This is a genomic window from Streptomyces iranensis (assembly GCF_017874715.1).
Taxonomy (GTDB): Bacteria; Actinomycetota; Actinomycetes; order Streptomycetales; family Streptomycetaceae; genus Streptomyces; species Streptomyces iranensis.
In genome coordinates this window covers 44,456-69,134 of record NZ_JAGGLR010000030.1, presented here as the reverse complement: position 1 = coordinate 69,134, position 24,679 = coordinate 44,456, and the positions used below count along the sequence as shown (strand labels likewise).

22 protein-coding genes are annotated in these 24,679 nt (G+C 72.5%); 13 read left to right on the top strand and 9 right to left on the bottom strand.

Annotated elements, in window-relative coordinates:
• Window positions 1-30: 30 nt before the first annotated feature.
• The 4 genes from J2Z30_RS41650 (at window position 31) to J2Z30_RS41635 (ending at window position 4,850) form a co-directional block, all read left to right on the top strand.
• Entirely contained in the window at window positions 31-1,110 is a 1,080-nt protein-coding gene (locus tag J2Z30_RS41650) for a polyprenyl synthetase family protein (protein ID WP_044579219.1), read from the top strand.
• Window positions 1,107-2,030: a terpene synthase family protein gene (locus J2Z30_RS41645; RefSeq protein WP_044579218.1), complete on the top strand. Its 924-nt coding sequence runs from the start codon at window positions 1,107-1,109 to the stop codon at window positions 2,028-2,030. Before J2Z30_RS41650 ends, J2Z30_RS41645 begins: the two co-directional genes overlap by 4 nt.
• 14 nt (window positions 2,031-2,044) lie before the next feature.
• Window positions 2,045-3,406 (top strand): cytochrome P450, encoded by a 1,362-nt coding sequence (locus J2Z30_RS41640; protein WP_044579217.1) that lies wholly within the window; start codon window positions 2,045-2,047, stop codon window positions 3,404-3,406.
• 82 nt (window positions 3,407-3,488) lie between these two features.
• Entirely contained in the window at window positions 3,489-4,850 is a 1,362-nt protein-coding gene (locus J2Z30_RS41635; protein ID WP_044582323.1) for a cytochrome P450, read from the top strand.
• Window positions 4,851-4,924: 74 nt separating this feature from the next.
• Here J2Z30_RS41635 and J2Z30_RS41630 read toward each other — a convergent pair whose 3' ends face one another.
• On the bottom strand, window positions 4,925-6,118 hold the full coding sequence (locus J2Z30_RS41630) for a cytochrome P450 family protein (protein ID WP_044579216.1): 1,194 nt from the start codon (window positions 6,116-6,118) through the stop codon (window positions 4,925-4,927).
• A 123-nt stretch (window positions 6,119-6,241) separates the two neighbouring features.
• Between J2Z30_RS41630 and J2Z30_RS41625 the strand changes: the two genes are divergently transcribed.
• Together J2Z30_RS41625 and J2Z30_RS41620 are read left to right on the top strand one after the other, a co-directional pair.
• Window positions 6,242-6,922 carry a TetR/AcrR family transcriptional regulator gene (locus tag J2Z30_RS41625; RefSeq protein ID WP_044579215.1) on the top strand — a complete coding sequence of 227 codons (681 nt, stop codon included), beginning with the start codon at window positions 6,242-6,244 and terminating at the stop codon, window positions 6,920-6,922.
• Window positions 6,923-7,143: 221 nt separating this feature from the next.
• The gene (locus J2Z30_RS41620; RefSeq protein ID WP_044579214.1) at window positions 7,144-8,571 is read left to right on the top strand and encodes an MFS transporter; all 1,428 of its coding nucleotides are present in this window, start codon (window positions 7,144-7,146) and stop codon (window positions 8,569-8,571) included.
• Window positions 8,572-8,584: 13 nt separating this feature from the next.
• Here the strand turns inward: J2Z30_RS41620 and J2Z30_RS41615 are convergent, their stop codons facing one another.
• The 3 genes from J2Z30_RS41615 to J2Z30_RS41605 form a co-directional block, all read right to left on the bottom strand.
• Window positions 8,585-10,663 (bottom strand): helix-turn-helix domain-containing protein, encoded by a 2,079-nt coding sequence (locus tag J2Z30_RS41615; protein ID WP_044579212.1) that lies wholly within the window; start codon window positions 10,661-10,663, stop codon window positions 8,585-8,587.
• Window positions 10,664-10,884: 221 nt separating this feature from the next.
• Window positions 10,885-11,691, bottom strand: coding sequence for a 3-hydroxybutyrate dehydrogenase (locus tag J2Z30_RS41610; protein ID WP_044579210.1), 807 nt, complete (start codon window positions 11,689-11,691; stop codon window positions 10,885-10,887).
• Between the two features lie 55 nt (window positions 11,692-11,746).
• Window positions 11,747-12,226, bottom strand: coding sequence for an NUDIX hydrolase (locus J2Z30_RS41605; RefSeq protein WP_044579208.1), 480 nt, complete (start codon window positions 12,224-12,226; stop codon window positions 11,747-11,749).
• A 203-nt stretch (window positions 12,227-12,429) separates the two neighbouring features.
• Between J2Z30_RS41605 and J2Z30_RS41600 the strand changes: the two genes are divergently transcribed.
• A complete protein-coding gene (locus tag J2Z30_RS41600; protein ID WP_245389036.1) occupies window positions 12,430-13,455 on the top strand; it encodes an O-antigen ligase family protein in 1,026 nt (341 codons plus the stop codon).
• A 59-nt stretch (window positions 13,456-13,514) separates the two neighbouring features.
• Here the strand turns inward: J2Z30_RS41600 and J2Z30_RS41595 are convergent, their stop codons facing one another.
• Both J2Z30_RS41595 and J2Z30_RS41590 read right to left on the bottom strand, forming a co-directional pair.
• On the bottom strand, window positions 13,515-14,072 hold the full coding sequence (locus J2Z30_RS41595) for a hypothetical protein (RefSeq protein ID WP_044579207.1): 558 nt from the start codon (window positions 14,070-14,072) through the stop codon (window positions 13,515-13,517).
• A gap of 98 nt (window positions 14,073-14,170) precedes the next feature.
• Window positions 14,171-14,965 (bottom strand): glutamate racemase, encoded by a 795-nt coding sequence (locus J2Z30_RS41590; protein ID WP_044579205.1) that lies wholly within the window; start codon window positions 14,963-14,965, stop codon window positions 14,171-14,173.
• 80 nt (window positions 14,966-15,045) lie between these two features.
• Here J2Z30_RS41590 and J2Z30_RS41585 point away from each other — a divergent pair, with 80 nt between their 5' ends.
• Complete coding sequence (locus J2Z30_RS41585) at window positions 15,046-16,326, top strand: glycosyltransferase (protein ID WP_044579203.1); 1,281 nt, start codon at window positions 15,046-15,048, stop codon at window positions 16,324-16,326.
• Window positions 16,327-16,351: 25 nt separating this feature from the next.
• On the opposite strand, the gene J2Z30_RS41580 is transcribed toward J2Z30_RS41585, so the two are convergent.
• Window positions 16,352-17,761 (bottom strand): TerD family protein, encoded by a 1,410-nt coding sequence (locus tag J2Z30_RS41580; RefSeq protein ID WP_209469060.1) that lies wholly within the window; start codon window positions 17,759-17,761, stop codon window positions 16,352-16,354.
• Between the two features lie 237 nt (window positions 17,762-17,998).
• Between J2Z30_RS41580 and J2Z30_RS41575 the strand changes: the two genes are divergently transcribed.
• A complete protein-coding gene (locus J2Z30_RS41575) occupies window positions 17,999-18,496 on the top strand; it encodes a DUF6643 family protein (RefSeq protein WP_044579201.1) in 498 nt (165 codons plus the stop codon).
• 363 nt (window positions 18,497-18,859) lie between these two features.
• On the opposite strand, the gene J2Z30_RS41570 is transcribed toward J2Z30_RS41575, so the two are convergent.
• Together J2Z30_RS41570 and J2Z30_RS41565 are read right to left on the bottom strand one after the other, a co-directional pair.
• Window positions 18,860-19,552 (bottom strand): response regulator, encoded by a 693-nt coding sequence (locus tag J2Z30_RS41570; protein ID WP_020873494.1) that lies wholly within the window; start codon window positions 19,550-19,552, stop codon window positions 18,860-18,862.
• A 122-nt stretch (window positions 19,553-19,674) separates the two neighbouring features.
• Entirely contained in the window at window positions 19,675-20,124 is a 450-nt protein-coding gene (locus J2Z30_RS41565) for a Crp/Fnr family transcriptional regulator (protein WP_044579199.1), read from the bottom strand.
• Between the two features lie 262 nt (window positions 20,125-20,386).
• Between J2Z30_RS41565 and J2Z30_RS41560 the strand changes: the two genes are divergently transcribed.
• The 4 genes from J2Z30_RS41560 to J2Z30_RS41545 all read left to right on the top strand — a co-directional run bounded on the left by J2Z30_RS41560 (window position 20,387) and on the right by J2Z30_RS41545 (window position 24,514).
• Window positions 20,387-20,812, top strand: a complete 426-nt coding sequence (locus J2Z30_RS41560; protein WP_044582319.1) for an ATP-binding protein — start codon at window positions 20,387-20,389, stop codon at window positions 20,810-20,812.
• 61 nt (window positions 20,813-20,873) lie between these two features.
• On the top strand, window positions 20,874-21,959 hold the full coding sequence (locus tag J2Z30_RS41555; RefSeq protein ID WP_372453395.1) for a universal stress protein: 1,086 nt from the start codon (window positions 20,874-20,876) through the stop codon (window positions 21,957-21,959).
• Between the two features lie 114 nt (window positions 21,960-22,073).
• Entirely contained in the window at window positions 22,074-23,831 is a 1,758-nt protein-coding gene (locus J2Z30_RS41550; protein WP_044579197.1) for a GAF domain-containing sensor histidine kinase, read from the top strand.
• A gap of 80 nt (window positions 23,832-23,911) precedes the next feature.
• The gene (locus J2Z30_RS41545) at window positions 23,912-24,514 is read left to right on the top strand and encodes an Rv1733c family protein (RefSeq protein ID WP_044579196.1); all 603 of its coding nucleotides are present in this window, start codon (window positions 23,912-23,914) and stop codon (window positions 24,512-24,514) included.
• The last annotated feature ends 165 nt before the right edge of the window (window positions 24,515-24,679 follow it).

Genomic DNA, 24,679 nt, shown 5'->3' with positions numbered 1-24,679 from the left:
TCGACATTTCGACGTGGAGGAGTCAGTCGCATGACCACACCCACGCTCAGCCCCGGCCGCTTGGATGCGGATACCGTCCGTAAGTCGGTGGACGTCGTACTCGAAGATTTCCTGACGGCCAAGGCCAGCACCACTCCGCAACACCATCTGCCGTACCTCTCCGGGCTGCTGAAGGATTTCCTGTCCGGCGGAAAGCGCATACGGCCCCTGTTGTGTGTCACCGGCTGGCAGGCCGTCGGCGGCGGCGAGGACACCGAGGCGGTGTTCCGGGTGGCCGCCTGCCTGGAGATGTTCCACGCCTTCGCGCTGATCCACGACGACGTCATGGACGACAGCGACACCCGTCGCGGCCGGCCGACCATCCATCGCACCCTGGCCGCGCTGTGCACCACCGACCGCAGACCGGATCAGATCGAGCGGTTCGGGGTCAGCGGGGCGGTGCTGCTCGGCGACCTCGCCCTCACCTGGTCGGACGAGCTCCTGCACTCGGCCGGCCTGACGCCCGTACAGTTCGACGCCGTGCTGCCGCTGCTGTCGGAGATGCGCACCGAGGTGATGCTGGGCCAGTACCTCGATCTGCAGGCCACCGGGGAGCTGACGGACGACGTCGAGGCCACTCTCACGGTCAACCGGTACAAGACCGCCAAGTACACCATCGAGCGTCCGCTGCACGTCGGAGCCGCCGTCGCGGGCGCCGGCCCGGAGGCCATGGAGGCGTTCACCGCCTACGCCCTGCCGCTCGGCGAGGCGTTCCAGCTCCGCGACGATCTGCTGGGCGTGTACGGCGATCCGGAGTCGACCGGCAAGTCCCAGCTGGACGATCTGCGGGCCGGGAAGAACACCACGCTGATCGCGCTCGCCCTGCGCGGCTCCGACAGCGTCCAGGCGGCGCGGCTGCGCAGCCTCATCGGCAATCCGCTGCTGGACGAGCGGGACGCCGCGACCATTCAGGAGATCTTCGCCGCCACCACCGCCCGGGAGGCCGTCGAGCAGATGATCGACGATCGCCGGACGCAGGCCCTGCGGGCCCTCGACGACGCCCCATTCACCGCGGACGCGGTCAACGCGCTGAAGCAGATCGCCCGCATGGCCACTGTGAGGAACTCATGACGACAGGACTTTCCACGGCCGGGGCCCAGGACGTCAGCCGGAACAGCGTCCGCCCGTACCTGGAGGACTGCACCCGCCGCTTCCAGGAGATGTTCGACCGCCATGTCGTCACCCGGCCCACCAAGGTCGAATTGACCGACGCCGAACTGCGCGAGGTCATCGACGACTGCAACGCGGCGGTGGCCCCGCTCGGCAAATCGGTTTCCGATGAGCGCTGGATCTCCTATGTGGGGGTGGTGCTGTGGTCCCAGAGCCCCCGTCATATCAAGGACATGGAGGCGTTCAAGGCCGTCTGCGTCCTGAACTGCGTGACGTTCGTGTGGGACGACATGGATCCCGCACTCCACGACTTCGGACTCTTCCTGCCCCAGCTGCGCAAGATCTGCGAGAAGTACTACAGCCCCGAGGACGCGGAGGTCGCGTATGAGGCGGCACGCGCCTTCGTCACCAGCGACCATATGTTCCGCGACTCGCCCATCAAGGCGGCGCTGTGCACCACGTCCCCGGAACAGTATTTCCGTTTCCGGGTCACCGACATCGGCGTCGACTTCTGGATGAAGATGTCGTATCCGATCTACCGGCATCCGGAGTTCACCGAACACGCCAAGACGAGCCTGGCCGCGCGCATGACCACCCGCGGACTCACCATCGTCAACGACTTCTACTCCTATGACCGCGAGGTCTCCCTGGGCCAGATCACCAACTGTTTCCGGCTCTGCGATGTGAGCGATGAGACGGCGTTCAAGGAGTTCTTCCAGGCCCGGCTCGATGACATGATCGAAGACATCGAGTGCATCAAGGCGTTCGACCAGCTGACGCAGGACGTCTTCCTCGATCTGATCTACGGCAACTTCGTCTGGACCACCAGCAACAAGCGCTACAAGACGGCCGTCAACGACGTCAACTCCCGCATCCAGTGAGGGAACGGGGACCCGTGACTCCCGCGAAGAGCTCCGCACAACCGGAGCATTCCTGGACCACCGGCACGGCGCCCGGCTCGGTGCCGCTGCTGGGGCACACCCTGGCGCTCTGGCGCCGTCCGCTGCAGTTCCTGGCCTCCCTGCCCGCCCACGGCGATCTGGTGGAGGTCAGGCTGGGGCCCAGCCGCGCCTATCTGGCCTGCCATCCCGAGCTGGTCCGTCAGGTGCTGCTCAATCCCCGGGTGTTCGACAAGGGCGGGGTCTTCGACAAGGCGCGGCAGCTGCTCGGGAACAGCCTCTCGGTCTCCCGGGGCGAGGACCACCGCTACCAGCGGCGGATGATCCAGCCCGCGTTCCACACCCCGAAGATCGCCACCTACACCGCCGCGGTCGCCGATGACACCCGCGCCGCGATCGGCTCCTGGGAGCCGGGGCGCACCCTGGACATCAGCGACACCATGCACGCCCTGCTGATGCGGGTGGCCGCGCGGACGCTGTTCTCCACCGGGATCGACGAGGCGACGATCGACGAGGCGCGCCACTGTCTGCGCATCGTCTCGGACGGCATCTACAAGCGCACGATGGCCCCTTTGGGAATCATGGAGAAGCTCCCCACCCCGGGCAACCGGCGCTATGACCGGGCCAATGCCCGGCTGCGGCGGATCGTGGACGAGATGATCCGCGAGCGCCGGCGCTCCGGCGCCGACCACGGCGATCTGCTCTCCACGCTGCTGCGCGCCGAACACCCCGAGACCGGGAAGGGCCTTGACGACGGCGAGGTCCTCGACCAGGTGGTCACCTTCCTGGTGGCCGGGAGCGAGACCACCGCCTCGACCCTCGCCTTCGTCTTCCATCTCCTGGGCGCCCACCCGGAGGTGGAGAAGCGGGTGCACGCCGAGATCGACGAGGTTCTGGAGGGCCGCGGCCCAACCTTCGACGACCTGCCGTCCCTGGAGTACACCCGCGGGGTCATCACCGAGTCGCTGCGGCTGTACCCGCCGTCGTGGATGGCGATGCGGGTCACGGCGGCCGAGACCGAACTCGGCGGCCGGACCGTTCCCTCGGGCACGATGATCCTCTACAGCGCCCAGGCACTGCACCACAACCCCGAACTGTTCCCCGACCCCGAGCGGTTCGACCCCGAGCGCTGGCTCGGCGACCGCGCCAAGGAGGTGGAGCGCGGGGCGCTGCTCCCGTTCGGCGCGGGCAGCCACAAGTGCATCGGCGACGTCCTGGCGCTGACCGAGACGGCCCTCATCGTGGCCACGATCGCGAGCCGGTGGCGGCTCCGCCCGGTGCCCGGCACGACATTGCGCCCCGAGCCGAAGGCGACGCTCGAACCCGGCCCGCTGCCCATGGTGTGCGAGCCACGCTGACGACATCCGGTCCGGGGTCCGACCCGGACCGGACGCCCCGCACCTTCCGTACCCCACCTCGCGAGTGAAGGACGTCTTCCGCATGAGGACCGCGCAGCAACCGGCGACGCGCCACTGGCGGCACGCCGTCGCCCCCGGCGGGCTTCCGCTGGCCGGCCATGCCCTGCTCATGGGCCGCAAGCCGCTTCAGTTCCTGGCCTCCCTGCCCGCCCACGGCGATCTGGTCGAGCTCCGGCTGGGGCCCCGGCCCGTCTATCTGCCCTGTCATCCGGAGCTGATCCAGCAGGTGCTGGTGAACGCGCGGGTCTACGACACCGGCGGGCCGGTCAAGGAGAAGGCCAAGCCCATCCTGGGCAACGGCCTGATCACCTCCGACTGGGCGGACCACCGGCGGCAGCGCCGGCTGGTGCAGCCCGCGTTCCACGCCGCCCGGATCGCCAAGTACGCCGAGGTGATGGAGCGGGAGTGCGAGGCCGAATCCACGGCGTGGACGGCGCGCCGGCCCATCGACGTAAGCCACGAGATGCTCGCGCTCACCGCGCGGGTGACGGCCCGTGCGCTCTTCTCGACCGATATGGCGCCGCATGCCGTGGCCGAGATCCAGCACTGTCTGCCCATCGTCGTGGAGGGCGCCTACCGGCAGGCGATCGACCCCACCGGGCTGCTGGCCAAGCTCCCGCTCGCGGCGAACCGGCGCTTCGACGACGCGCTCGCCCGGCTCAACCAGCTCATCGACCGCATGATCGACGACTACAAGGCGTCGGACGACGGCGACCGCGGCGATGTGCTGTCCGCGCTCTTCGCGGCACAGGACGACGAGACCGGCGGCACGATGTCGGACCAGGAGATCCACGACCAGGTCATGACCCTGCTGCTGGCCGGGATCGAGACCACCGCCTCCGCGCTGACCTGGGCCTGGTTCCTGCTCGGCCGCAATCCCCTGGCCGAGGCCGCGCTGCACGCCGAGGTCGACGAGGTGCTGGGCGGGCGCGCGCCGCGCTACGCCGACGTCCCCCGACTCGCGTACACCCAGCGGGTGTTCAGCGAGGCGCTGCGGCTCTTCCCGCCCGCGTGGCTGTTCACCCGGACCACCACCGAGACCACCGAGCTCGGCGGGCGGCGGCTGCCCCCGGGATCGGACGTGCTGATCAGCCCGTATGTGCTGCACCGCGATCCGGCCCTCTTCCCCCGCCCGGAGTCCTTCGACCCCGACCGCTGGCTCCCCGAGCGGGCCAAAGAGGTGACCCGCGGCTCGTATCTGCCGTTCGGCGGTGGCAGCCGGAAGTGCATCGGCGACGTCTTCGGCATGACGGAGGCGACGCTCGCCCTGGCCGCGATCGCGGGCCGCTGGCGGATGCGCCCGGTTCCGGGGACGAAGATCCGGCCGAGGCCGCAGATGAGCCTCACGGCCGGTCCGCTGCGGATGATTCCGGAACCGCGCTGAACGCCGTGCCCCACACACCCCGCGGACCGCGGTGGGTGGCCACCGCGGTCCGTCGAGTGTTCCCGGCCGGGGGCTCAGGCGTCCGGAGCCGGGGTGAAACGTACCGGCAGTCGCCGCAGCCCGCGCAGCATCAGGCTGGGCCGCCAGGCGAGTTCGGCCGGATCGGCGTCCAGGGCCAGATCGGGGCAGCGCTCCAGCAGGGCCCGGAAGGCGATGGCCGCTTCGAGCCGGGCCAGCGGGGCGCCCAGGCAGTGGTGGACGCCATGTCCGAAGGCGAGATGGCCGCGCGGTGCGCGCCGGATGTCGAAGCGATCCGGCTCGGCGAAGCGCCGGGGGTCGCGCGACCCGGCGGCCAGGACGACGCCCACCGGCTCCCCGGCCGGAATGGTCGTGCCCGCGATCTCCACCGGTTCCCTGGTGAAGCGGAACGCGGCGCTCTCCACCGGGCCGTCGTAGCGCAGCATCTCCTCTATCGCGCCGTCCAGCAGCGACCAGTCGGCGCGCAGCGCGGCCAGCTGCTCGGGGTGGCGGAGCAGGGCGAGGGTGCCGCTGGAGATCAGATTGGCGGAGGTCTCGTAACCCGCGACCAGCAGCACGAACGTCATGCCGAGCATCTCCTCGTCGGAGAGCGCGTCGCCGTCGCCGTCCATGGCGCGGACCAGGGCGCTGAGCAGATCGTCGCCGGGGCTGCGGCGCTTGGCCTCGATGAGCTCCGCGAAGTAGCCCGTCAGGGCCTGGGCAGCGGCACCGGCGGCCTCCGGGCGGGTCAGGTCGGTGCTCTCGAGATACCAGTCGTGGAACGCCTTGCGATCCGTCTCCGGCACCCCCAGCAGCTCGCAGATCACGGCCAGGGGCAGCGGCAGCGCGTAGTCCTCGACGAGATCGGCCCGGCCCAGCGGGGCCATCGCGTCCAGCAGTTCGTCCGCGACCTGCCGGACGCGGGGCCGCAGGGCCTCGGTCCGGGCCGGGGTGAAGGCGCGGGCCACCAGTCCCCGCAGCCGGGTGTGGTGCGGCGGGTCGGTCTGCACCATGTTCCGCCCGATGGCGTTGCCGCCGTCGTCCTGCCACGCGGCCGAGTGACGGACGTCATTGCTCAGCCGGGGGTCGGTCAGCGCGGTGCGGGCCTCCTCATGGCCGACGACGAGCCAGAACTCACCGGAGGCGTCGGTGCGCACCCGGTGGACCGGACCCCGCTCCCGCAGACGTGCGTAGACCGGATACGGGTTGACGACGAAATCCGCGCCGAGCGCGGACAGATCCTGGGGCATGCGATCCCCTCAGTCGGTTGGCGGCTTCCCCCGAAGCCAGAACCGGGGATCGTTCCCCGCCCTGTGGATGATCTTAACACCTAACCGGAGAGATTCCCCCGGTTAGTGTTAGGGTTGCGGGCCATGGGCAGCCGTGTGGAGAAAGAGACACCGTTGCGCCGAGACGCACGGCGCAACCGCGAGATGCTGATAGCTGCCGCCCGGGAGATCTACACGGATCAGGGTGTGGACGCCCCGCTCGACGACATCGCCCGTCGGGCCGGAGTCGGCAGCGCCACCCTCTACCGGCGGTTCGCCGGCCGGGCGGAACTCATCGAGGCGGTATTCGGCGATTCCCTTCGGGACATTCTGCGGGCCGCCGAGGAGGCCCGCTCCGCGACCGACGCCTGGGCCGGGCTCACAGCCTACCTGGAGCGCATCTTCGGGCTGCTCGCCGCCGACCGGGGCACCAACGACCTGATGACCACCGGCATCCAGGGCGTCCCCTCGCTCGACGCGCTCCGTAAGGAGAACCACAAGACGCTCGACGACCTTCTGGGCCGCGCCCAGGAGCAGGGCAAGGTCCGGCCGGACGCCACCGCGGAGGACCTGCAGTTCATGCTGGCCGCGCTCGGCCGCGCGGTCCCCGGCTCGACCGTGGCCGCGCCGCTGGCCTGGCGCCGCTATCTGGCCCTGCTGCTCGACGGGCTGCGCCCCGAGGGGTCCCATCCGCTCCCGGCCCCCTCGCTCACCCCGGACCAGCTCAACGCCGCCATGCTCCAGCTCGGCAAGGTGCGGCGGCCGCGCACGGGACGCGCCGACTAGGGGGCGTCCGGGGCGGGACGTCCTGAGCGGGCGCCCTGGGCGGGGCACCCTGGGCGAGGCGTCCTGGGCGGGCGTCCTGGGCGGGGGCGTCCTGGGCGGGGCGTGTCACCACACTGGCCGGGCGAAGTATGTCGCCCGCCTACATATCCGAGCCGAACTGCGCATTTCTACGGTGTGGCGACACAGAACCGTCCCCGCACCCCGCTCGGAAGTGGTGACCCATGCCCACCCCGGAATCTCCGGCCTCCGCTCCCCCGACCCCACCCGGCTCACTGCGCCGTATCGTCGCCGCGAGCCTGATCGGCACCACCATCGAGTGGTACGACTTCTTCCTCTACGGCTCGGCCGCCGCGCTCGTCTTCAACAAGCTCTTCTTCCCGGACTCCGACCCGCTCGTCGGCACCCTGCTGTCGTTCCTGACCTACGCGGTCGGCTTCGCCGCCCGGCCGGTCGGTGCCCTGGTATTCGGCCACTACGGCGACCGGCTCGGCCGTAAGAAGCTGCTCATCCTGAGTCTGCTGATGATGGGCGGCGCGACCTGCGCCATCGGGCTGCTGCCCACCCACGCCACGGTCGGCTCGGCGGCGCCCGTACTGCTCACCGCGCTGCGTCTGCTCCAGGGATTCGCGCTGGGCGGCGAATGGGGCGGGGCGGTGCTGCTGGTGTCGGAGCACGGGGACGCGCGGCGGCGCGGGTTCTGGGCGTCCTGGCCGCAGACCGGCGCCCCCGCGGGGCAGCTGCTGGCCACCGGGGTGCTCTCCGCGCTGACGGCCACGCTCTCCGACGACGCCTTCGAGTCATGGGGCTGGCGGGTGCCGTTCCTGCTCTCGGGGGTGCTGGTGCTGGTCGGCTTGTGGATTCGTCTCTCTGTCGATGAATCCCCGGTGTTCAAGGCGGCGCTGGCCCGAGCCGAGGCCCGTAAGGCGGCCGCGGGCGGGGACGAGGACGCCGCCGAGAAGATGCCGCTGGTGGCGGTCCTGCGCGACCACTGGCGGGATGTGCTGATCGCCATGGGCGCGCGGATGGCCGAGAACATCAGCTACTACGTCATCACCGCCTTCGTCCTCGTCTACGCGACCTCCGACCATGTGGGCCTCGGCAAGCAGACCGCGCTCAACGCCGTACTGATCGCCTCGGCCGTGCACTTCGCGGTCATCCCGGCGTGGGGCGCGCTGTCGGACCGGGTCGGGCGCCGTCCGGTGTATCTCCTGGGCGCGGTGGGCGTGGGCGCCTGGGCCTTCCCGTTCTTCCTCCTCATCGACACCAAGGGCTTTCCGGCCCTGATACTCGCCGTGACGGTCGGGCTGGTCTTCCACGGGGCGATGTACGCGCCCCAGGCGGCCTTCTTCTCCGAGATGTTCGCGACCCGGATGCGGTATTCGGGGGCGTCGATCGGCGCGCAGTTCTCGTCCGTCGCGGCCGGTGCGCCCGCCCCGCTCATCGCCACCGCGCTGCTGGCCGACTACAACAGCGCCACGCCGATCGCCCTCTATGTGATCGCGGCGGCCGTGCTCACCCTGGTGGCCGTGGGCGTCGCCAAGGAGACCCGGGACCGCGATCTGGCCGCCGTCGAACCGACCTCGGCCCCCTCCCCCGGGTCGGCGACGGAGACGGCGAAGCGCACGGCCCGTTCGGCCTCGCCTCAGTAGCCCACGGCCGGGGCTAGTAGCCCACGGCCGAGGTCAGGCGGTGCAGCCGCAGGGCGAGCTGGATCTCCAGGGAGCGGGCGGGCGACTGCCAGTCGGGGCCGAGCAGCCGCCCGACCCGCTCCAGCCGCTGTGCCACCGTGTTGACGTGCACGTGGAGGGCGTCCTTCGTACGGGCCGGGCTCATCCCACCGGCGAAGTACGCGTCGAGGGTGCGGATCAGTTCGGTGCCGCGCCGCTCGTCGTAGTCGACGACCGCGCCCACGGTGCGGTGCACGAAGTCCTGGACGCCGGTGCCGTCCGGGGCGCCCTCGCGGGTCCCGGCCAGCAGCAGACCGAGGAAGCCGAAGTCCTCGGCGGCGGCGCCCTGTCCGGCCCGGCCCAGCACCCGCAGGGCGGCCAGACAGCGCCGCGCCTCGGCGTAGCCCGCGGCGACCTCCCCGGGCCGTGCGGCGGGCGCGGGAACGGGCGCGGAGGCGCCTACGGTGACCGCGGCGTGCACGGCGGTGCCCAGCTGCCGGGCGGTGCGGCGGGCGAGGGCGTCGGCGGTGTCGCCGTCGGCGAGCGGCAGCAGCAGGACGGTGCCGCCGTCGCGGGCGGCGGCCAGACCGTGCCGGGTGGCCGCCAGATGGGACGCGGCGGACCACAGCCGCCGACGGCCCGCGGCGTCCTCGGCGGGCGCGCCGCTGGACGTGCTGGACGTGCTGGACGTGCTGGACGTGCTGGACGTGCTTCCGGGCCCGCTTCCGTGTGTGGCGCCGTGTGTGGCGCCGGGCCCGCTTCCGTATGTGGTGCCGTGTGCGTTGCCGGACCCGGTGGTGGGTGTGCCCTTGCCCGGGGCCTCGATGCCCGCCGCGAGCACCACATGGGGCGTGTCCAGGTCCGCCTGGAGCCGCGCGGCGCGCTCGCGCAGCAGCCGGGGCTCGCGGTCGGGGGCGTCGAGGAGGTCGTCCAGGAGCTCGCCGCGCACCCGCTGTTCGGCCTCGCCCGCGGAGCGGCGGGCGAGCTGCAGAAGCGAGGTGACCATCGCCGCGCGCTCCAGGGTGCGCTGGTCCACGGGGTCGAGCCGGGAGTGGCCGCGCAGCACGAGCGCGCCGAGCAGTTCGCCGCCCGCCGAGACCGCGGCGACCCAGTCCTCCTCGCCGTCGCGCACCGCGTGGCCGTCGGCCCGGGACCGGTCGACGGCCGCCGCGGGCGCCTCGTCGGCCTCGAGGAACTCCACCGAGCCGCTCAGCACCTCGGCCACGGCGTCGGCCACGTCGTGCACCCCGCCACCGCGCAGCACCAGCTCGGTGAGCCGGTCGTGGACGTCGGATGCGCGCTCGATGACCCGGCTGCGGTCCCGGATGATCTCGTTGGCGGCCTCCAGCTCGGCGAGCGCCGTACGGGTCTCGGCGAGCAGATGGGCGGTGTCGATGGCCACGGCCGCGTGGGCGGCGAACGAGCCGACCAGCGCGATCTGCTCGCGTTCGAACACCCGGGCCCGGCGGTCGGCCGCGAACAGCACGCCGATGACACCGCTGCCGAGCAGCAGCGGCACCCCGAGGATGGCGACGAGCCCCTCGTCCCTGACGCCCGCGTCGATGGCGTGGGTGTGCTGGAACCGCGGATCGTGGAAGTAGCTCTCGGTCACGTAGGGGCGGGCTGTCTGGGCCACCAGACCGCCCAGCCCCTCCCCCATGCCGAGCCGCAGCTGCTGGAAGCGGGCCGAGACCGAACCGTCGGTGACCCTCATATAGGTGTCACCGGCCGTCGGGTCGTTGAGCGTCAGATAGGCCACCTCGGTGCCCAGCAGGGAACGGGCGCGCTGCACGATGGCCTGGAGCACCGCGTCCAGGTCGCGCAGTCCCGCCAGGTCGTGGGCGGTCTCGAAGAGCGCGGACAGCTCGGCCTCGCGGCGCCGTCGCCCCTCCAGCTCACCGCGCACCCGCAGGGCGAGCAGCTTGGCGGCCTCCAGGGCCGCCAGCCGGTCGGCCGGGGCCTTGTCGGCGCGGGCGCGCAGCACCGGGCGCTCGTACGCCTCGGCGGGCGCGCCGCGTGCGAGCAGTTCCAGGTAGGGGTTCTCCGGCCGGTCGTCGGGCATGGGCACAGGCATACTCCCGCCGGGCGCGGCGGCGCCAGCCGTAAGGCGGCCCGGTGCCTTGTCGACGGGGCGGCCGGGCAATGGATGGTCCGGTGGCTGAGCCAATTGGCCACCGTCCGGAGATGTCTCAGCCGATCGGCCACCGTCCGCCGGTGGCTCGGCCAATCCGCTTTCCTGGTCCAGTGGCTGAGCCAATCGGCCATCGAGGGCCGGTGGCCGATCCGACGGGCCGCTCAGTGGGCGGTCCATCCGCCGTCCATGCTGAGCGAGGCCCCGGTGATGAAGGACGTGTGCGGACCGCAGAGGTACGCGACGGCCTCGGCGACCTCCTCGGGCTCGACCAGCCGCTTGACCGCCGCGTCGGCCAGCATGACCTCGGAGACCACCCGCTCCTGCGAGATCCCGTGGGCCTCCGCCTGGTCGGCGATCTGCCGCTCGACGAGCGGGGTGCGCACATAGCCGGGGTTGACACAGTTGGACGTCACCCCGTGCTCCGCGCCCTCCAGGGCGGCGACCTTGGAGAGCCCCTCCAGACCGTGTTTGGCGGCCACATAGGCCGACTTGTACGGGGAGGCGCGCAGCCCGTGCACCGAGGAGATGTTCACGATCCGGCCCCAGCCCTGGGCGTACATGTGCGGCAGCGCGCCGCGCACCAGCCGGAAGGGGGCCTCGAGCATCACGGTGAGCACCCGGGAGAAGACCTCGGGCGGAAAGTCCTCGATGGGCCGGACGAGCTGGAGCCCGGCGTTGTTGACCAGGATGTCGGTGCCCGCGGCGGCCCGCTCGGCGGCGTCGAGGTCGGTGAGGTCCATGGGATGGGCCTCGACCGGGCCGGGCAGTCCGGTGGCCGCGGCGACGAGGTCGGTGAGGCCCTCGGCGTCCAGGTCGACGGCCCGCACCCGCGCTCCGGCGGTGGCCAGCCGCAGCGTGCAGGCCCGGCCGATGCCCCCGGCGGCGCCCGTGACGAGTGCGGTACGGCCGGAGAAATCGAGGCCGCCGGACGGCCGTGAGTCCGGGCCTGGTGTGGTGGACGCGCTCATGAGGGGCACATTAGGCAGCCGTCGGGCCCGGACCGATGTGGGGGCGGCACATACTTCACTCCCCGACGATGGGCTCGAACCATGTCGGGCCGTCCTCGATCGCCTGCTTGATCCGGGACAGGGAGAAGTCCTCCATCTCGGGCAGCGCGTCGAGCGGGAACCAGCCGACGTCCAGCGACTCGTCGTCGTTCACCCGCGCCTCGCCGCCGACCGCGCGGCAGCGGAAGCAGACGTCCACGAACTGGCACTTGTCGTCGTTGGGGTAGGTCACCGGCGCCAGGGTCCGTACGAGCACGATGCGTTCGGGGACACAGCGCACCGCGGTCTCCTCCTCGACCTCGCGGACCACCGCCGTGGCCGGCTGCTCACCGGGTTCGGGAATGCCGCAGATGATGGTCCAGCGGCCGTTGTCGGCCCGGCGGCCCAGCAGCACCCGGTCCTGGTCGTCGAAGACCACGGCGCTCACGCCCGGCAGATAGAGCAGTTCATGACCGATGGAGGCCCTGAGGTCACGGATGAAGTCGGGGGTCGGCATGGGCCGAGGGTATCGGGCGGAAATGGGGGCGCGCGCGGCGGCCGTACGGCGCCCTCCGCGGCGAGCGTTTCACGACCGACTCATCGTTTCTGCGCACCATATACACATTCCTTACGACAAGCGCTACGGTTTCGGGTGTCATGGCTCGCGCGACGGCCGTAAGGGCGTCGGCGCGGTGCCCGTCACGACGGGGGGTCGGCGGGATGACGTCATCAGTGGTGGAGCCTGTCGTGCAGGACCACGGCAGACCGGCCGACGGCTGCGCCGGTGCGTCCGATATCGCGGGGGTTCTGATCCTGGCCGGTTGCGCCGTATGGGCGCTGATCGCGGCCATGGGGCGGCCGGCCCGCCCCGAGGGAATCCTGCTGGCGGTGTTGGCGGTGGCCGCCGGGTACGCCTGCGGCCGGATCGCCGGATCGCTGCTGCCGGTCGCCGGGGCGGCGGCCGCCGGGCTGGCGGGGTTCGGTCTGGCCAGCACCTCGCCGTACGGGCTCAGCGGCCACGAGGGGCCGGGCGCGGCCCAGCTCACCCTGGCCACGGGCGCGCTCTGCTGCGCGGCCTGGGCCGCCCCGCGGGTCCTCCGCCCGGCGCTGTGGCTGCCGGCCGCGGCGATCACGCTCACGGCGGTGGTGGGCGGCTCGACGGTCGGCTCGGTGGCGAGCGGTGCCGTCCTGGTGTGCTCGCTCATCGCCGCCCGGCCGAGCCGGCGGCTGCCGGCGCTCGCCGCGTGCGCGCTGATCGCCGCGGTCGCGGTCGGCGGCACCTGGGCGGTGGCCAAGGGCTCGATCCCGGGCGGACTGCCGCCCGCCCTGCGCGCCCATCTCACCGAGCACCGGATCCGGCTGTGGCAGGACGCCGCCCGTATCGAGGAGACGGACCCGCTGCGCGGTGCGGGGCCGGACCGCTTCGGCGAGCTGAGCCCTTCGGCGACCCAGCCGCTGGGCCCTGAGGCCAAGCCGCATTCGGCGCCGCTCCAGCAGGCGGCCGGTCAGGGGCTGCCGGGGGTGGCGCTGCTGGGCGCGGCCTTCGGCTGGATGCTCCACGCCCTGTGGCGCTCCCCGCGCCCCACTCCCGTGGTCCTTACGGCGGCCGCGACCCTCACGGCCCTGGCCGTCGAGTCCTGTCTGGGCAACGCCCTCAGCTTCTCCCAGATCACCGCGGGGGCGGGCCTCCTCGCCGGACTGGCGACCGCCCGCCGCCTGGACGACGGCCCGGGGCCGATCCCATGAGCGAGCCCCGGAGGCCGCGGAAGGGAACGCATCCCCCGAAAGAGGGGAACGGGGATCGGCTAGACCTGGGACGTGCGGGCCGCGATCAGCCGCAGCCGGTCGCGGATGACCCGGACCGCCGCCTCCGCGTCGTCCACCGTGACCGTGAAGACCCGGCCGTCCCCGAGGCGGACCACCACGCCCTCGCCCCGGCGCACCACCACCGCCGTGCCCTTCTCGGGGCGCCAGCGGTAACCCCAGCCGCCCCACTGGCAGGGGGTGACCTTGGGGGCCACATCGGCGTGGACCACGTCGCTGAGCGGGATGCGGCGGCGTGGGAGCCCCATATGGCCGCAGCGGATCTCCAGCACCTCGTCGTCGACCCGTACCGCCACATGGACGAAGGCGAGGGTGCCGAAGAGCATCAGCAGCCCGGCGGCGACACAGCCGATGACGGCCATCAGGAGCGGGGCGATGCCCGAGCCCCAGGGCGAGTCGACGGCGAGGTCGACACCGAGTGCCAGGCACGCGGCGCCCGCCACCGCCAGCAGCCACTGCGCGCGATTGTGGGCCCGTCCGATCCAGACCGCGGGTGGCTGCCCGTGGGCGGTCGGCTCTCCGTGGTCGTGGTGCCTCATGCTTGGCAGCGTACTCACCTTCCGGCACCACGGCAGCGGGGCGGGTGAATCCGCTGGTGAGGAGCGTTTCGGTCAGCTCACCGCACGAGGCACCGCTGTCAAGCGCGCGTCGGGGCGACGGGTGCCAGCAGCACGCCTTCGGCGTAGGTCAGGGCGACCTCCGGCAGGGCGGCCTCGCGTCCGCCGAGGATGACGGTCAGACGGCCCGGGGTGACCGGGCCGTCCGGCGGGAACGGGTCGGTGCCGATCCGGCGCAGGGCCTGGGCGGCGACGGCCCCGGCCGAGCCATGGAGGACGATCGGCGGCGCGTCCGGCCGCTGTACGGCGGTCCGGATCCGGGCGGCGACGAGTTCGTAATGGGTGCAGCCCAGGACGACGGTCGTGACATCGCGCGGGGTGCGGGCCGCCGCGGCGGCCACCGCGGCGTCGATCCCCTCGTCGTCGCCGTGCTGCACCGCGTCCGCGAGCCCCGGGCACGGCACCTCGGTCACCTCGACGCCGTCCGCGAAGTCACGGATCAGTCCCCGCTGGTACGGGCTGCCGGTGGTGGCCGGGGTGGCCCAGATCGCGATCGGCCCTCCCCCGGCCGCCGCGGGCTTGATGGCGGGCACGGTGCCGATGATCGGCAACCCGGGCTCCAGCTCGGCGCGCAGTGCGGGCAGGGCGTGGACGGAGGCGGTGTTGCAGGCGACGATCAGCGCGTCGGGGCGGTGCGCGGCGGCGGCTCGGGCGCAGCCCAGGGCCAGCCCGGTGACGTCCTCGGGAGTGCGCGGGCCCCACGGCATGGTGGCGGGGTCGGAGGAGAGGACGAGATCGGCGTCCGGTCGCAGTCGGCGCATAGCGGCGGCGGTGGGCAACAGCCCGATTCCGGAGTCCATAAGCGCGATCTTCACCCGGTCACTTTAATGGATCGGTCCCGTGCGCCCGGCGGCCGGGCACACCTTCGGGCAGACTTCGGCGGGTGAGCGCGCTGATGTGGATCGCCGCCGGGTCGTTGGCCGCATGGCTGTGGCTGCTGCTGGGCCAGGGCTTCTTCTGGCGTACGGACGTAACGCTGCCCCGGACCGGCCCGGACGGCTCGGGGCCGCCGGAGCCGGACGGGTTCGGGCCGCCGGAGCCCGCGGTGTGGCCCTCGGTGGCCGTCGTGGTGCCCGCCCGGGACGAGTCCGCGGTGCTTCCGGCCAGTCTGCCCTCGCTGCTCGCCCAGGACTATCCGGGGCCGGCGGAGATCTTCCTGATCGACGACGGCAGCACGGACGGCACCGGAAAGCTGGCCCGTGAACTGGCCGACGAACACGGTGGGCTGCCGCTGACCGTCGGCTCCCCCGGCGAACCCGGCCCCGGCTGGACCGGCAAACTGTGGGCGGTGCGGCACGGCATGGCGCTCGCCACGACCCGCCTCGCCGCGGACCGAGGGAACGCGGACGGTGCGGACCGTAAGGACGCGGACGGCCGGGACGCGGACCGTAAGGACGACGGCGGCGTGGACTACCTGCTGCTGACGGACGCGGATATCGCCCATGAGCCGGACTCCCTGCGGGAGTTGGTGCGTGCGGCCGAGACGAACGGGCTGGATCTGGTCTCCCAGATGGCGCGGCTGCGGGTGGTGACCTACTGGGAGCGGCTGATCGTGCCCGCCTTTGTCTACTTCTTCGCGCAGCTGTACCCCTTTCGGTGGGTCAACCGGCCCCGGGGACGCACCGCGGCGGCCGCGGGCGGCTGTGTGCTGCTGCGCCGGGAGGCGGCCGAGCGGGCCGGGGTCCCGGAGTCGATCCGGCAGGCGGTCATCGACGACGTGGCGCTGGCCCGCACCGTGAAACGGTCCGGCGGACGGATCTGGCTGGGGCTGGCCGACCGGGTCGACAGCGTGCGGCCGTATCCGCGGCTGGGCGAGCTGTGGCGGATGGTCTCGCGCAGCGCGTACACCCAACTGCGCCACAATCCGCTGCTGTTGCTGGTGACGCTCGCGGGGCTGGCGGTGGTGTATCTGGTGCCGCCCGCGGCCGTGGTCGCCGGGGTGCTGACGGGGCGTCCCGCGCCGGCGGCGCTGGGCGGCGCCGCCTGGGCGCTGATGGCGGGCAGCTACATCCCGATGCTGCGCTACTACCGGCAGACGCTGTGGCTGGCGCCGCTGCTGCCCCTGACGGCCCTTCTCTATCTGCTGATGACGGTGGACTCGGCGGTGCGGCACCACCTCGGGCAGGGCGCGGCCTGGAAGGGGCGCACATACGCCCGCCCCAGAGCCGCGCCCTGACGGCCGCGCCCCGTGCACCGGGGCCTCACTTGCGGCCGGGGGTCCAGTTCATGCCCCAGCCGTAGGCGTGGTCGAGGGTGCGCTGCGGGCTGGTGCCGCGCTGCGGCACCAGATAGCGGGCCTCGCGCTGCACGACGAGCTCACTGCCGGTGTTGGTGATGAGCGCGAGGGCGCAGACCGGGGACGGGACGGTGCACTCGTCGAGCGAGAAGTCGATCGGGGCGCCGAACTGCGGCTGCAGGGTGACCGTGGCGTGGAGGTTGGCGAAGCTGCGGGCGCCCTCGTAGATGGTCACGAAGACCAGGATCCGGCGGAACAGCTTCTGGTGGTCGAGGTTGATGGTGAGGTTCTCACCGGCCGCCCGGGAACCGGTCCGGTCGTCGGCGTCCAGGTGGATGAAGGGCGGTTGGTGCAGCGAGCCGAAGGAGTTGCCGAGCGCCTGGACCACGCCCTTGCTGCCGTCGGCGAGTTCGAACAGCGCCCCCAGGTCGAGATCGAGGTCGCTGTGCATCGCCATGGCCCGGCCCAGCTTGGAGGCCCACCCCGAGAACTGCTTGTGCACCTGCCAGTTGAGGTTGATCCGCATGGTGCCGGAGGTGCCGCCCTGCTTGGTCAGCGAGACCGAGGGCGCCTCCTTCGTCAGGGTGACCTTGCTGAGGCTCACCGGCGCCCCGGCGGGCGCGGGGGCCGGGGTGGCCGGTGCGGTGGGCGGGGGCGGGGGCGGTGGCAGGGGCGTGGAGACGGCGGTAGGCGTCGGAGGCGGGTACGCCCCGGCGGGCGGGCCGGACGGCGGCGCGGGGGCGGCGGGCGGTGCCGGGACTGCGGGCGGGTTCTGCGCCGCGTAAGGGTTCTGCCCGGCGTTCGGCGGGGCGGCGGGGCCCGGAGCCGGGGCGGCGGGCCGGGCCGGCGCCTGCTGCGGCTCGTCGACCGAGATGCCGAAGTCCGTGGCGAGCCCCGCAAGGCCGCTCTGGTACCCCTGGCCCACCGCACGGAACTTCCAGGCGCCCTGCCTGCGGTACAGCTCGCCGAGGACGAAGGCGGTCTCGACCGTGGCGTCCTCGCTGTCGAAGCGGGCGATCTCCGCGCCGCCCGCCGCGTTCAGCACCCGGATGTTCAGACCGGGGACCTGGCCGAACGTTCCGCCATCGGCCGAGGCCGCGAGGACCACGGTGTCGACGGCGGGCTCGACCCGGGCGAGGTCCACCGAAAGGGTGTCGGTCACGGTGTCACCCGCGGTCCGCTTCCCCTCGTGGCGCACCGCGCCGGAGGCGTGCGCCGCCTGGTTGTAGAACACGAAGTCCCCGTCGGACCTGACCTTTCCGGACACCAGCAGCAGCGCCGAGGCGTCCACGTCCGGCGCCCCCGGTCCGGCGCGCCAGCCGAGCTCGATCCGCACCGTGTCAGCCGGTACTGGCGTGTTACCGCCCTTGCGCATCGCCATTTCCGTCCCCCTGCCTTTCTGTTCACTCGGATCGGGCCGCTCGGCCGTCGCACAGCGCGGACGACGGATGGCTACCCGCTGAAAACGCGCTCTTTACACGATCTCAACGTACCCTGACGACCGATTTTCCCGGGTTCGCTCGGATTGGGGATCCGCGGCCACTCCGAACACTGAAAACAACCCTCCTACCGGACTCCCCAATCAGCACATGGTGGGCTTAACTTATGGTCTATGACCTCCCCCCGCAGCACTTACGGTGGCGGCTACTACTCCTCGCCGTCCTTCCCGGACACCCCCATCTACGACAGTCTTGTCGCCGAGCGGGGGACACCGCAGATCGCGCCCATCAGAGTGCCGTCGGCCTATGACACCGGAAGTCATCTTCCGGCGCTGCCCTCGGCGCTCCCCGCGCTGCCGGCCGCCCCCTCCCCGCAGCCCATGCACCAGGGGTACCAGCAGCACGCACCGCAGCCCACCGGCCTGCAGCAGGCGCATTCGCCCTACATCCCGCCGCAGCCGACGGGACCGCGGGGCTACCCGGGCGCCCAGCAGCCGCAGATGCAGCGCCCCGCGCCGGCCTCGCCGATGGGGTACGAGGCGATGCGCCCGGCCATGACGCGTCCGGTCGCGCCTCGCCCGGCGGCGCCCGCGCCCACTCCGTACGACGACCCTTACGGGCGTCAGCAGTACCCGGGCGGCCGGGCGCCGCAGCCGGGAGGCGGCTACTGACACACGTCGGGAGGTGATGCGACCGGGCCGTGCCCGGTCGCGGGAAGGTCCGGGCCGGATGGGGTGTCCCCGTCCGGCCCCTGATTTGTTGTGAGGGCCGTCCGCGCCCGATTTATGAGGGCCGTTCGGCCCCTCCCCGGCGGCGGGGCGCACCGCGATGCTGGACCGAGCAGTTCCGCGAGCCATCTCCACCGCCGGGGGTGGGCCGGGCTCTCACTCCACTGCGGTGATGAGCATGTCGACCGGTCCCGCCCCGTTCGGCGTGGGGCGCGGGACCGGAAGGGGACCGGTCTCGCGCTCCTCGCGAAACACACGCGGTCACCGTGGCAGCCACCGGGCACGCGGTCACCATCGTCCACGGGCTCACTGACCCGCTTCGCGCTCCTTGATCCGCTCGGCGATCACCGCGGCCTGGATGCGCCGCCCCACGCCCAGCTTGGACAGGATCGAGGAGATGCGGTTCTTGACGGTCTTCTCGGCCAGGAACAACCGCTCGGCGATCTGCCGGTTGGTCAGTCCATCGCCGATGAGCTGGAGGATCTCCCGCTCCCGCGGGGACAGCTTCTCCAGTTCCACGGGCCCGCTCGGCGCGGGGCCGCGCAGCCGGGCCATCACCCGGGAGGTGGCGCCGGGGTCCAGCATGGAACGGCCTTCGGCCACGGTGCGCACCGCCGACACCAGGTCGGACCCGTTGATCTGCTTGAGCACATAGCCCGCGGCCCCGGCCATGATGGCGTCGAACAGCGCCTCGTCGTCGTCAAAGGACGTCAGCATCAGACAGGCGAGGTCGGGGAGCCGGGCCCGCAACTCCCGGCAGACCTCGATCCCTTCGTGGTCCCCGCCCTCTCCCGAGGAGCCGAGCCGTACGTCGAGCACCGCGACGTGTGGCCGTACGGCGGGGGCGCGGGCGATGGCCTCGCGGGCGTTGGCCGCCTCGCCGACCACCTTCAGATCGGATTCGGCGTCGAGCAGATCACGCAGTCCGCGCCGCACCACCTCGTGGTCGTCGAGCAGAAAGACCCCGATGGGGCCGTCGGGGTCGGCTGTCTGGGGCACGGCCTCTCCTCCATGGCGCGCGGGTCGCCGGTCGCGATCCGGCTGCCCAGCTTTACGTTCTGGCGCGGGGAAGCGTAAGGGGCCATTCGGCCCCCGGGCCGCCCGCTACACCTCCGGCCCGGTCATGGCGAGATTCCGCCCGCGTAGGGCCCGTACAGGTCCAGCAGCCGGGTGCGGGCGCTCTGCAGCCGGCGCCCGATCACCTGGGCGCAGGCCAGCGCGAGGGCGTAACCGAGCTCCGGGTCCTCGTCGCACAGCCGGCGCACCGCCTCGGCGTTGAACTCCTGTGCGCGCACCGGGCTGAGCGCCTCCGCGCCCAGGTGCCAGGTGTCCGGCGGGAAGAGCCAGGACCAGCCGATGAGCTCCCCGGGGCCGAGTGTCTCGATCACCGCGGCCCGCCGCCCCGGGACATGCAGATCGAGGGTGACCGCGCCGGTGCGGATGATCCAGAAGCGGTCGGCCTTACGGCCTTCCTCGAAGATGCGGCCGCCCGAGGGGAAGGACACATCGTGGGCGAGCGCCATCAGCCGCTCACGGTGTTCGGTCTTCAGCGCGCTCAGCAGTCCCATCATGACCTCACTCTGCCGTCTCCTCTCCCCCCACGCCCCTCGGCGGTCACTGTGCGTACGAACCGTGCGTACAAGAGAGGCAGCCGATCCAAAGCGATACACCGTCGATCGGGTATCGCTTCACCCTTACCCATTTTCGGTCACGTTTCCGATATGACACGTCATTCGTGGTCGTCGCGACCAATGAGACGCCGCTCCCCGTACCCTCGGCTGCTTCACCGACCCTGTGTTGTCGCTCGTACTCGTCACCAAACGGGAGGCACTGGTGCTAGCCGACCCTCGTCGTCGGTCCGCCGATCGAGCCGGAGAACACCTGCTCCACCGTCATTTCACCGCCGATGAGCTGCCCCGGCTGCGGGTGCAGGTCGAGGAGTGCGCGGCCTGGGCCGGGCTCAGCGAGACCCGCCGCGGGGACTTCGTGCTGGCCGTGGACGAGATCGCCAACAACGCCGTCGAGCACGCGGGCGGCACCGGGTCCCTGCTGCTGCGGCGGATCGGCGACGAGCTGGAGTGCCGGATCAGCGACTCCGGGCCCGGCTTCTCCGAGGACGTCATCCCGCGGATCCTGCCGGGGCTGGACGGCGCGACCAGCGGCCGCGGGCTGTGGCTGACCCAGCTGGTCACCGACCGGCTGGTGATCAGCGCGGGGGCGGTGGGCGCCGTGGTGACGCTGGCCATGCGGCTGCGCTGAGTGAGCCGCCGGACTCCCTCGGCGACCGCTTCGGCGGGACAATGGGAAGGGACATTTCCAGGTGCCGGCAGGAGAGGCGGTGGGCACGGTGGAGCTTCCCGTGGTCGTCGGGGTCGACGGTTCGGACGCCGCCTCGGACGCACTGGACTGGGCGGCCGAGATGGCCGGGCGCCGCGGGCTGCCGCTGCGCGTCGTCCATGCCTCGCTGTGGGAGCGATACGAGGGCTACATCCCCGGAACCGCCGCCGACCGCCCCGCCGAGCGGCTCCACAGCGAGGCGGTGCTGGCCGGCGCGGCCGAGCGGGCCGGGCGGCGGGTGCCGGCCCTGAAGGTGATGACCGACCTGGCGGCGGACGACGCGGTGACCGCCCTGCTGCGCGCCGGGAAGAGCGCCGAGGCGCTGGTGGTCGGCTCGCGCGGCCGCGGCGAGTTCGCCTCGCTGCTGCTCGGCTCGGTCGGACTGGGTATCGCGGCCCGCGCCCAGTGCCCGGTGGTCGTGGTGCGCGGCCGCCCGGAGAACGTACGCGGCGGGATGAACCGGGTGGTCGTGGGGATCGCCGAGCGCGAGCGCCCTGCCGAGCAGGAGCCCGCGCCGGCCTCCGCCGCCGTCGCGTTCGCCCTCCGCGAGGCGCGGCTGCGCGGCGGCGAGCTGGAGGCGGTGCACGCCTGGCGCTGCGCGGGCCCGGAGGACCACGCGAGGCCCGGGAACCACGGCGGGCGCGGGAATCACGGCGGGCCCGGGGACCACGCGAGGCCCAGGAATCACGGCGGGCGCGGGGACCACGGCGCGCACGAGGACCAGGGGGCGCGTGAGACGCAGGGAACGCGTGAAACGCACGGGGCACGTGAAACGCACGGGGCACGTGAAACGCAAAGTGCGCGTGAGGCGCACGAGCAGCGCGCCACCGAGCTCCTGGACGAGACGCTGGGCGGCGCCACGGCGGCCGGGCTGCCGCCGGTGCCGGTGGCCCACCGCCCGGTCGAGGGCTCGGCGCGCAAGGCGCTGCTGGACGCCTCCGCGCACGCGGATCTGCTGGTGGTGGGGGCCCGGCGGCGACAGGGGCACTTCGGCATGCAACTGGGGCTCGTCAACCACGCGGTGCTGCATCACGCCAAGTGCCCGGTCGCCGTGGTGCCGGTTTCCTAGGCGTCGGTCCCCCGGCGGGCCCCGACCCTGGCCGAGTTCCTTCCATCCCCGCCACCACCGGCCCCCGCCCCGGCTACCCTGCTGGTGAGAGGGTCATGGGGGGATGGAGGCCAGGTGTCGGGCAGTGCGGATCAGGGGCGCCATCCGGCCCTCCCCCAACTCCGGCTCGACCAGCTCCTCGACGAGCTCCAGGCGCGGCTGGACGCGGCCCGGTCCACCCAGGACCGGATGCACAGCCTCCTGGAGGCCGTGCTCAGCGTGGGCCGCGAGCTGGACCTGGAGCAGGTGCTGCGCCGGATCGTGGAGTCCGCGGTGGTGCTGGCCGACGCCGAGTACGGCGCGCTGGGCGTGGTCGACCAGCACCGGCTCTCGCAGTTCCTGCCGGTGGGCATGTCCGAGGCACAGGCGCACCGCATCGGTCCGTTACCCAGTGGCCATGGGCTGCTCGGCGAGCTGATCCGCCACCCCCAGCCGCTGCGGCTCACCGATCTGTCGGAGCATCCGGCCAGTTACGGCTTCCCCGCGCACCATCCGCCGATGCGCTCGTTCCTGGGCGTGCCGATCCGGGTCCGTGACGAGGTATTCGGGAACCTCTATCTGACCGAGAAGCGCGGCGGCGCCCAGTTCGACGCCGATGACGAGGCGGTGCTGGCCACCTTGTCGGTCGCCGCCGGGGTGGCCATCGACAACGCCCGGCTGTACCACGAGAGCCGGCGCCGCGAGCAGTGGCTGGAGGCGCTCGGCGTCATCACCCGTACGCTGCTGGCGGGCACCTCGGCGGGCGAGGTGCTGAGCCTGATCGCCCGGCTCGCCCTCCAGGTGGCCCTCGCCGACTCGGCGGCGATCCTGCTGCCGGCCACCGGCACGGACTCGCTGATGGTCGAGGTGGCCGAGGGGCACGACGCCGAGCTCATAGGCGGGCTCGTGGTGCCGTCCGACGGCTCGCTGGCCGGGCTCGCGGCCCGCACCGGGCGCCCCGCGGTCGCCTCGGACGTACGGGTGGACTCGCGGACCCGGTCCTGGCCGCTGCCGGCTCCGGAGGGCGAGTTCGGCCCGGTGGTGGCCGTACCGCTGGTCGCGGGCGAGCGGGCCTCCGGTGCGCTGCGGCTGTGCCGGCTCGCCGGGCGGCAGCCGTTCGAGGACCATGAGGTGGAGCTGCTCTCGGGGTTCGCGGCGCAGGCGGCCCTGGCCCTGGAACTGGCCCGGCACCGCGCCGAGTCCGAGCACATGGCGCTGCTCCAGGACCGGGACCGGATCGCCCGGGACCTTCACGATCTGGCCATTCAGCGGCTCTTCGCGACCGGGCTCACCCTGCAGAGCGCGGGCCGGCTGATCGAGCGCCCGGAGGCGGCCGAACGGGTGGGGCGGGCCGTCGACGACCTGGACGAGACCATCAAGATCATCCGCTCCACGATCTTCGCCCTGCGCACGGTCGGGGACGACGGCGGTGAACCCGCGACGCTGCGGCGCCGGCTGGTCAAGGCCGTCCGCTCGGCCTCGGACACCCTGGGCTTCGCCCCGTCGCTGCTGATGGACGGCCCGGTGGACACCGATGTTCCGGACGAGACCGGCGACCATGTGCTGGCGGTACTGGCCGAGGCGCTCAGCAACACCGTGCGGCACGCCCATGCCCAGCGGGTGGAGGTACGGCTGACCGTCGGCGCCGACATCGCCCTGGAGGTCACGGACAACGGGGTGGGCACCAGGGGCGCCGCCCCCAGCGGAGGACTGATCAATATGCGGTCACGGGCCGAACTCCTGGGCGGCACTTTGGACATCGAAGCGCCCGAGGCGGGCGGCACCCGGCTGATCTGGTGCGTCCCCCTGTACCGCCGACGGCCCGCCGGAACGGCGAAAGGGCTGGCCCCGTGATATTGCTCTCTCTCCGCCGAATACGCGCATATCCGGCCCGCCATGCGGTACTCACGAATGAGTAAGGGGGTATGTGATCCATGCGAATGATCTGGGGGCTGTGGCGCTGGCGGCGCAACCCGCTGCGCCGTAAGACGGACGTGCTGGAGGCGTGCGCGGCGCTGATCGCCGCGGTGCTCATGCTGCTCGTCGCCCCCGCCGTCGGCTGGACGTCGGGGTCTCTGGCACACGGAGCGCTGGTGAAGGCCGCGCAGAAGCAGCGCGCCGAGCGTCATCCGCTCTCGGCCACCGTGGTGAAGGTGCTGCCGCATCCGCCCATCGACTCCGATCCCGAGACCGCTTCCGCGAGAGACGCCCATCGCCGCGTCCTCGCGCGCTGGACGGGGCCGGACGGCAGCAGCCACGAGGGCACGCTCGGCGCTCACCCCGGCGCGGATCCCGGTGAGCGGTTCCGGATCTGGACCGACGACCGCGGCCGCCCGGTGGGCCGCCCGCTGGACGCCGCGACGGCCGCCACCCACGCCGTGCTGGCCGGAATCGGCGCGGCCGGGATGACGGTGGTCCTGGTGGACGGCGCCCGGCGGCTGGTCGTATGGCGGCTCATGCGCCGGCGCTACACACAGTGGGGCATCGCCTGGGAGCGGGCCGGTCAGGACTGGGGACGGGCGGACGCCGACAGCTGACCTGTGCGAGCGGGCAACGCCCGGCCGGGAGTTGTCATACGAACACACAACTCCCCCCGTGCTCCACAGCCACGTCAACTCATGGCGCCTCGCGCACGCTACGGTGGGGCATTCCATATGCGCAGCGGCAGTCAGCAGCGGCGGTCAGCAGCGGCGGTCAGGCGC

Excerpts from the sequence above, each read along its gene's own strand:
- J2Z30_RS41650 (WP_044579219.1), top strand. The coding sequence starts at position 31 with ATGACCACACCCACGCTCAGCCCCGGCCGCTTGGATGCGGATACCGTC.
- J2Z30_RS41645 (WP_044579218.1), top strand. The coding sequence starts at position 1,107 with ATGACGACAGGACTTTCCACGGCCGGGGCCCAGGACGTCAGCCGGAAC.
- J2Z30_RS41635 (WP_044582323.1), top strand. The coding sequence starts at position 3,489 with ATGAGGACCGCGCAGCAACCGGCGACGCGCCACTGGCGGCACGCCGTC.
- J2Z30_RS41630 (WP_044579216.1), bottom strand. The coding sequence starts at position 6,118 with ATGCCCCAGGATCTGTCCGCGCTCGGCGCGGATTTCGTCGTCAACCCG.
- J2Z30_RS41625 (WP_044579215.1), top strand. The coding sequence starts at position 6,242 with ATGGGCAGCCGTGTGGAGAAAGAGACACCGTTGCGCCGAGACGCACGG.
- J2Z30_RS41620 (WP_044579214.1), top strand. The coding sequence starts at position 7,144 with ATGCCCACCCCGGAATCTCCGGCCTCCGCTCCCCCGACCCCACCCGGC.
- J2Z30_RS41615 (WP_044579212.1), bottom strand. The coding sequence starts at position 10,663 with ATGCCTGTGCCCATGCCCGACGACCGGCCGGAGAACCCCTACCTGGAA.
- J2Z30_RS41610 (WP_044579210.1), bottom strand. The coding sequence starts at position 11,691 with ATGAGCGCGTCCACCACACCAGGCCCGGACTCACGGCCGTCCGGCGGC.
- J2Z30_RS41605 (WP_044579208.1), bottom strand. The coding sequence starts at position 12,226 with ATGCCGACCCCCGACTTCATCCGTGACCTCAGGGCCTCCATCGGTCAT.
- J2Z30_RS41600 (WP_245389036.1), top strand. The coding sequence starts at position 12,430 with ATGACGTCATCAGTGGTGGAGCCTGTCGTGCAGGACCACGGCAGACCG.
- J2Z30_RS41595 (WP_044579207.1), bottom strand. The coding sequence starts at position 14,072 with ATGAGGCACCACGACCACGGAGAGCCGACCGCCCACGGGCAGCCACCC.
- J2Z30_RS41585 (WP_044579203.1), top strand. The coding sequence starts at position 15,046 with ATGTGGATCGCCGCCGGGTCGTTGGCCGCATGGCTGTGGCTGCTGCTG.
- J2Z30_RS41580 (WP_209469060.1), bottom strand. The coding sequence starts at position 17,761 with ATGCGCAAGGGCGGTAACACGCCAGTACCGGCTGACACGGTGCGGATC.
- J2Z30_RS41575 (WP_044579201.1), top strand. The coding sequence starts at position 17,999 with ATGACCTCCCCCCGCAGCACTTACGGTGGCGGCTACTACTCCTCGCCG.
- J2Z30_RS41565 (WP_044579199.1), bottom strand. The coding sequence starts at position 20,124 with ATGATGGGACTGCTGAGCGCGCTGAAGACCGAACACCGTGAGCGGCTG.
- J2Z30_RS41545 (WP_044579196.1), top strand. The coding sequence starts at position 23,912 with ATGCGAATGATCTGGGGGCTGTGGCGCTGGCGGCGCAACCCGCTGCGC.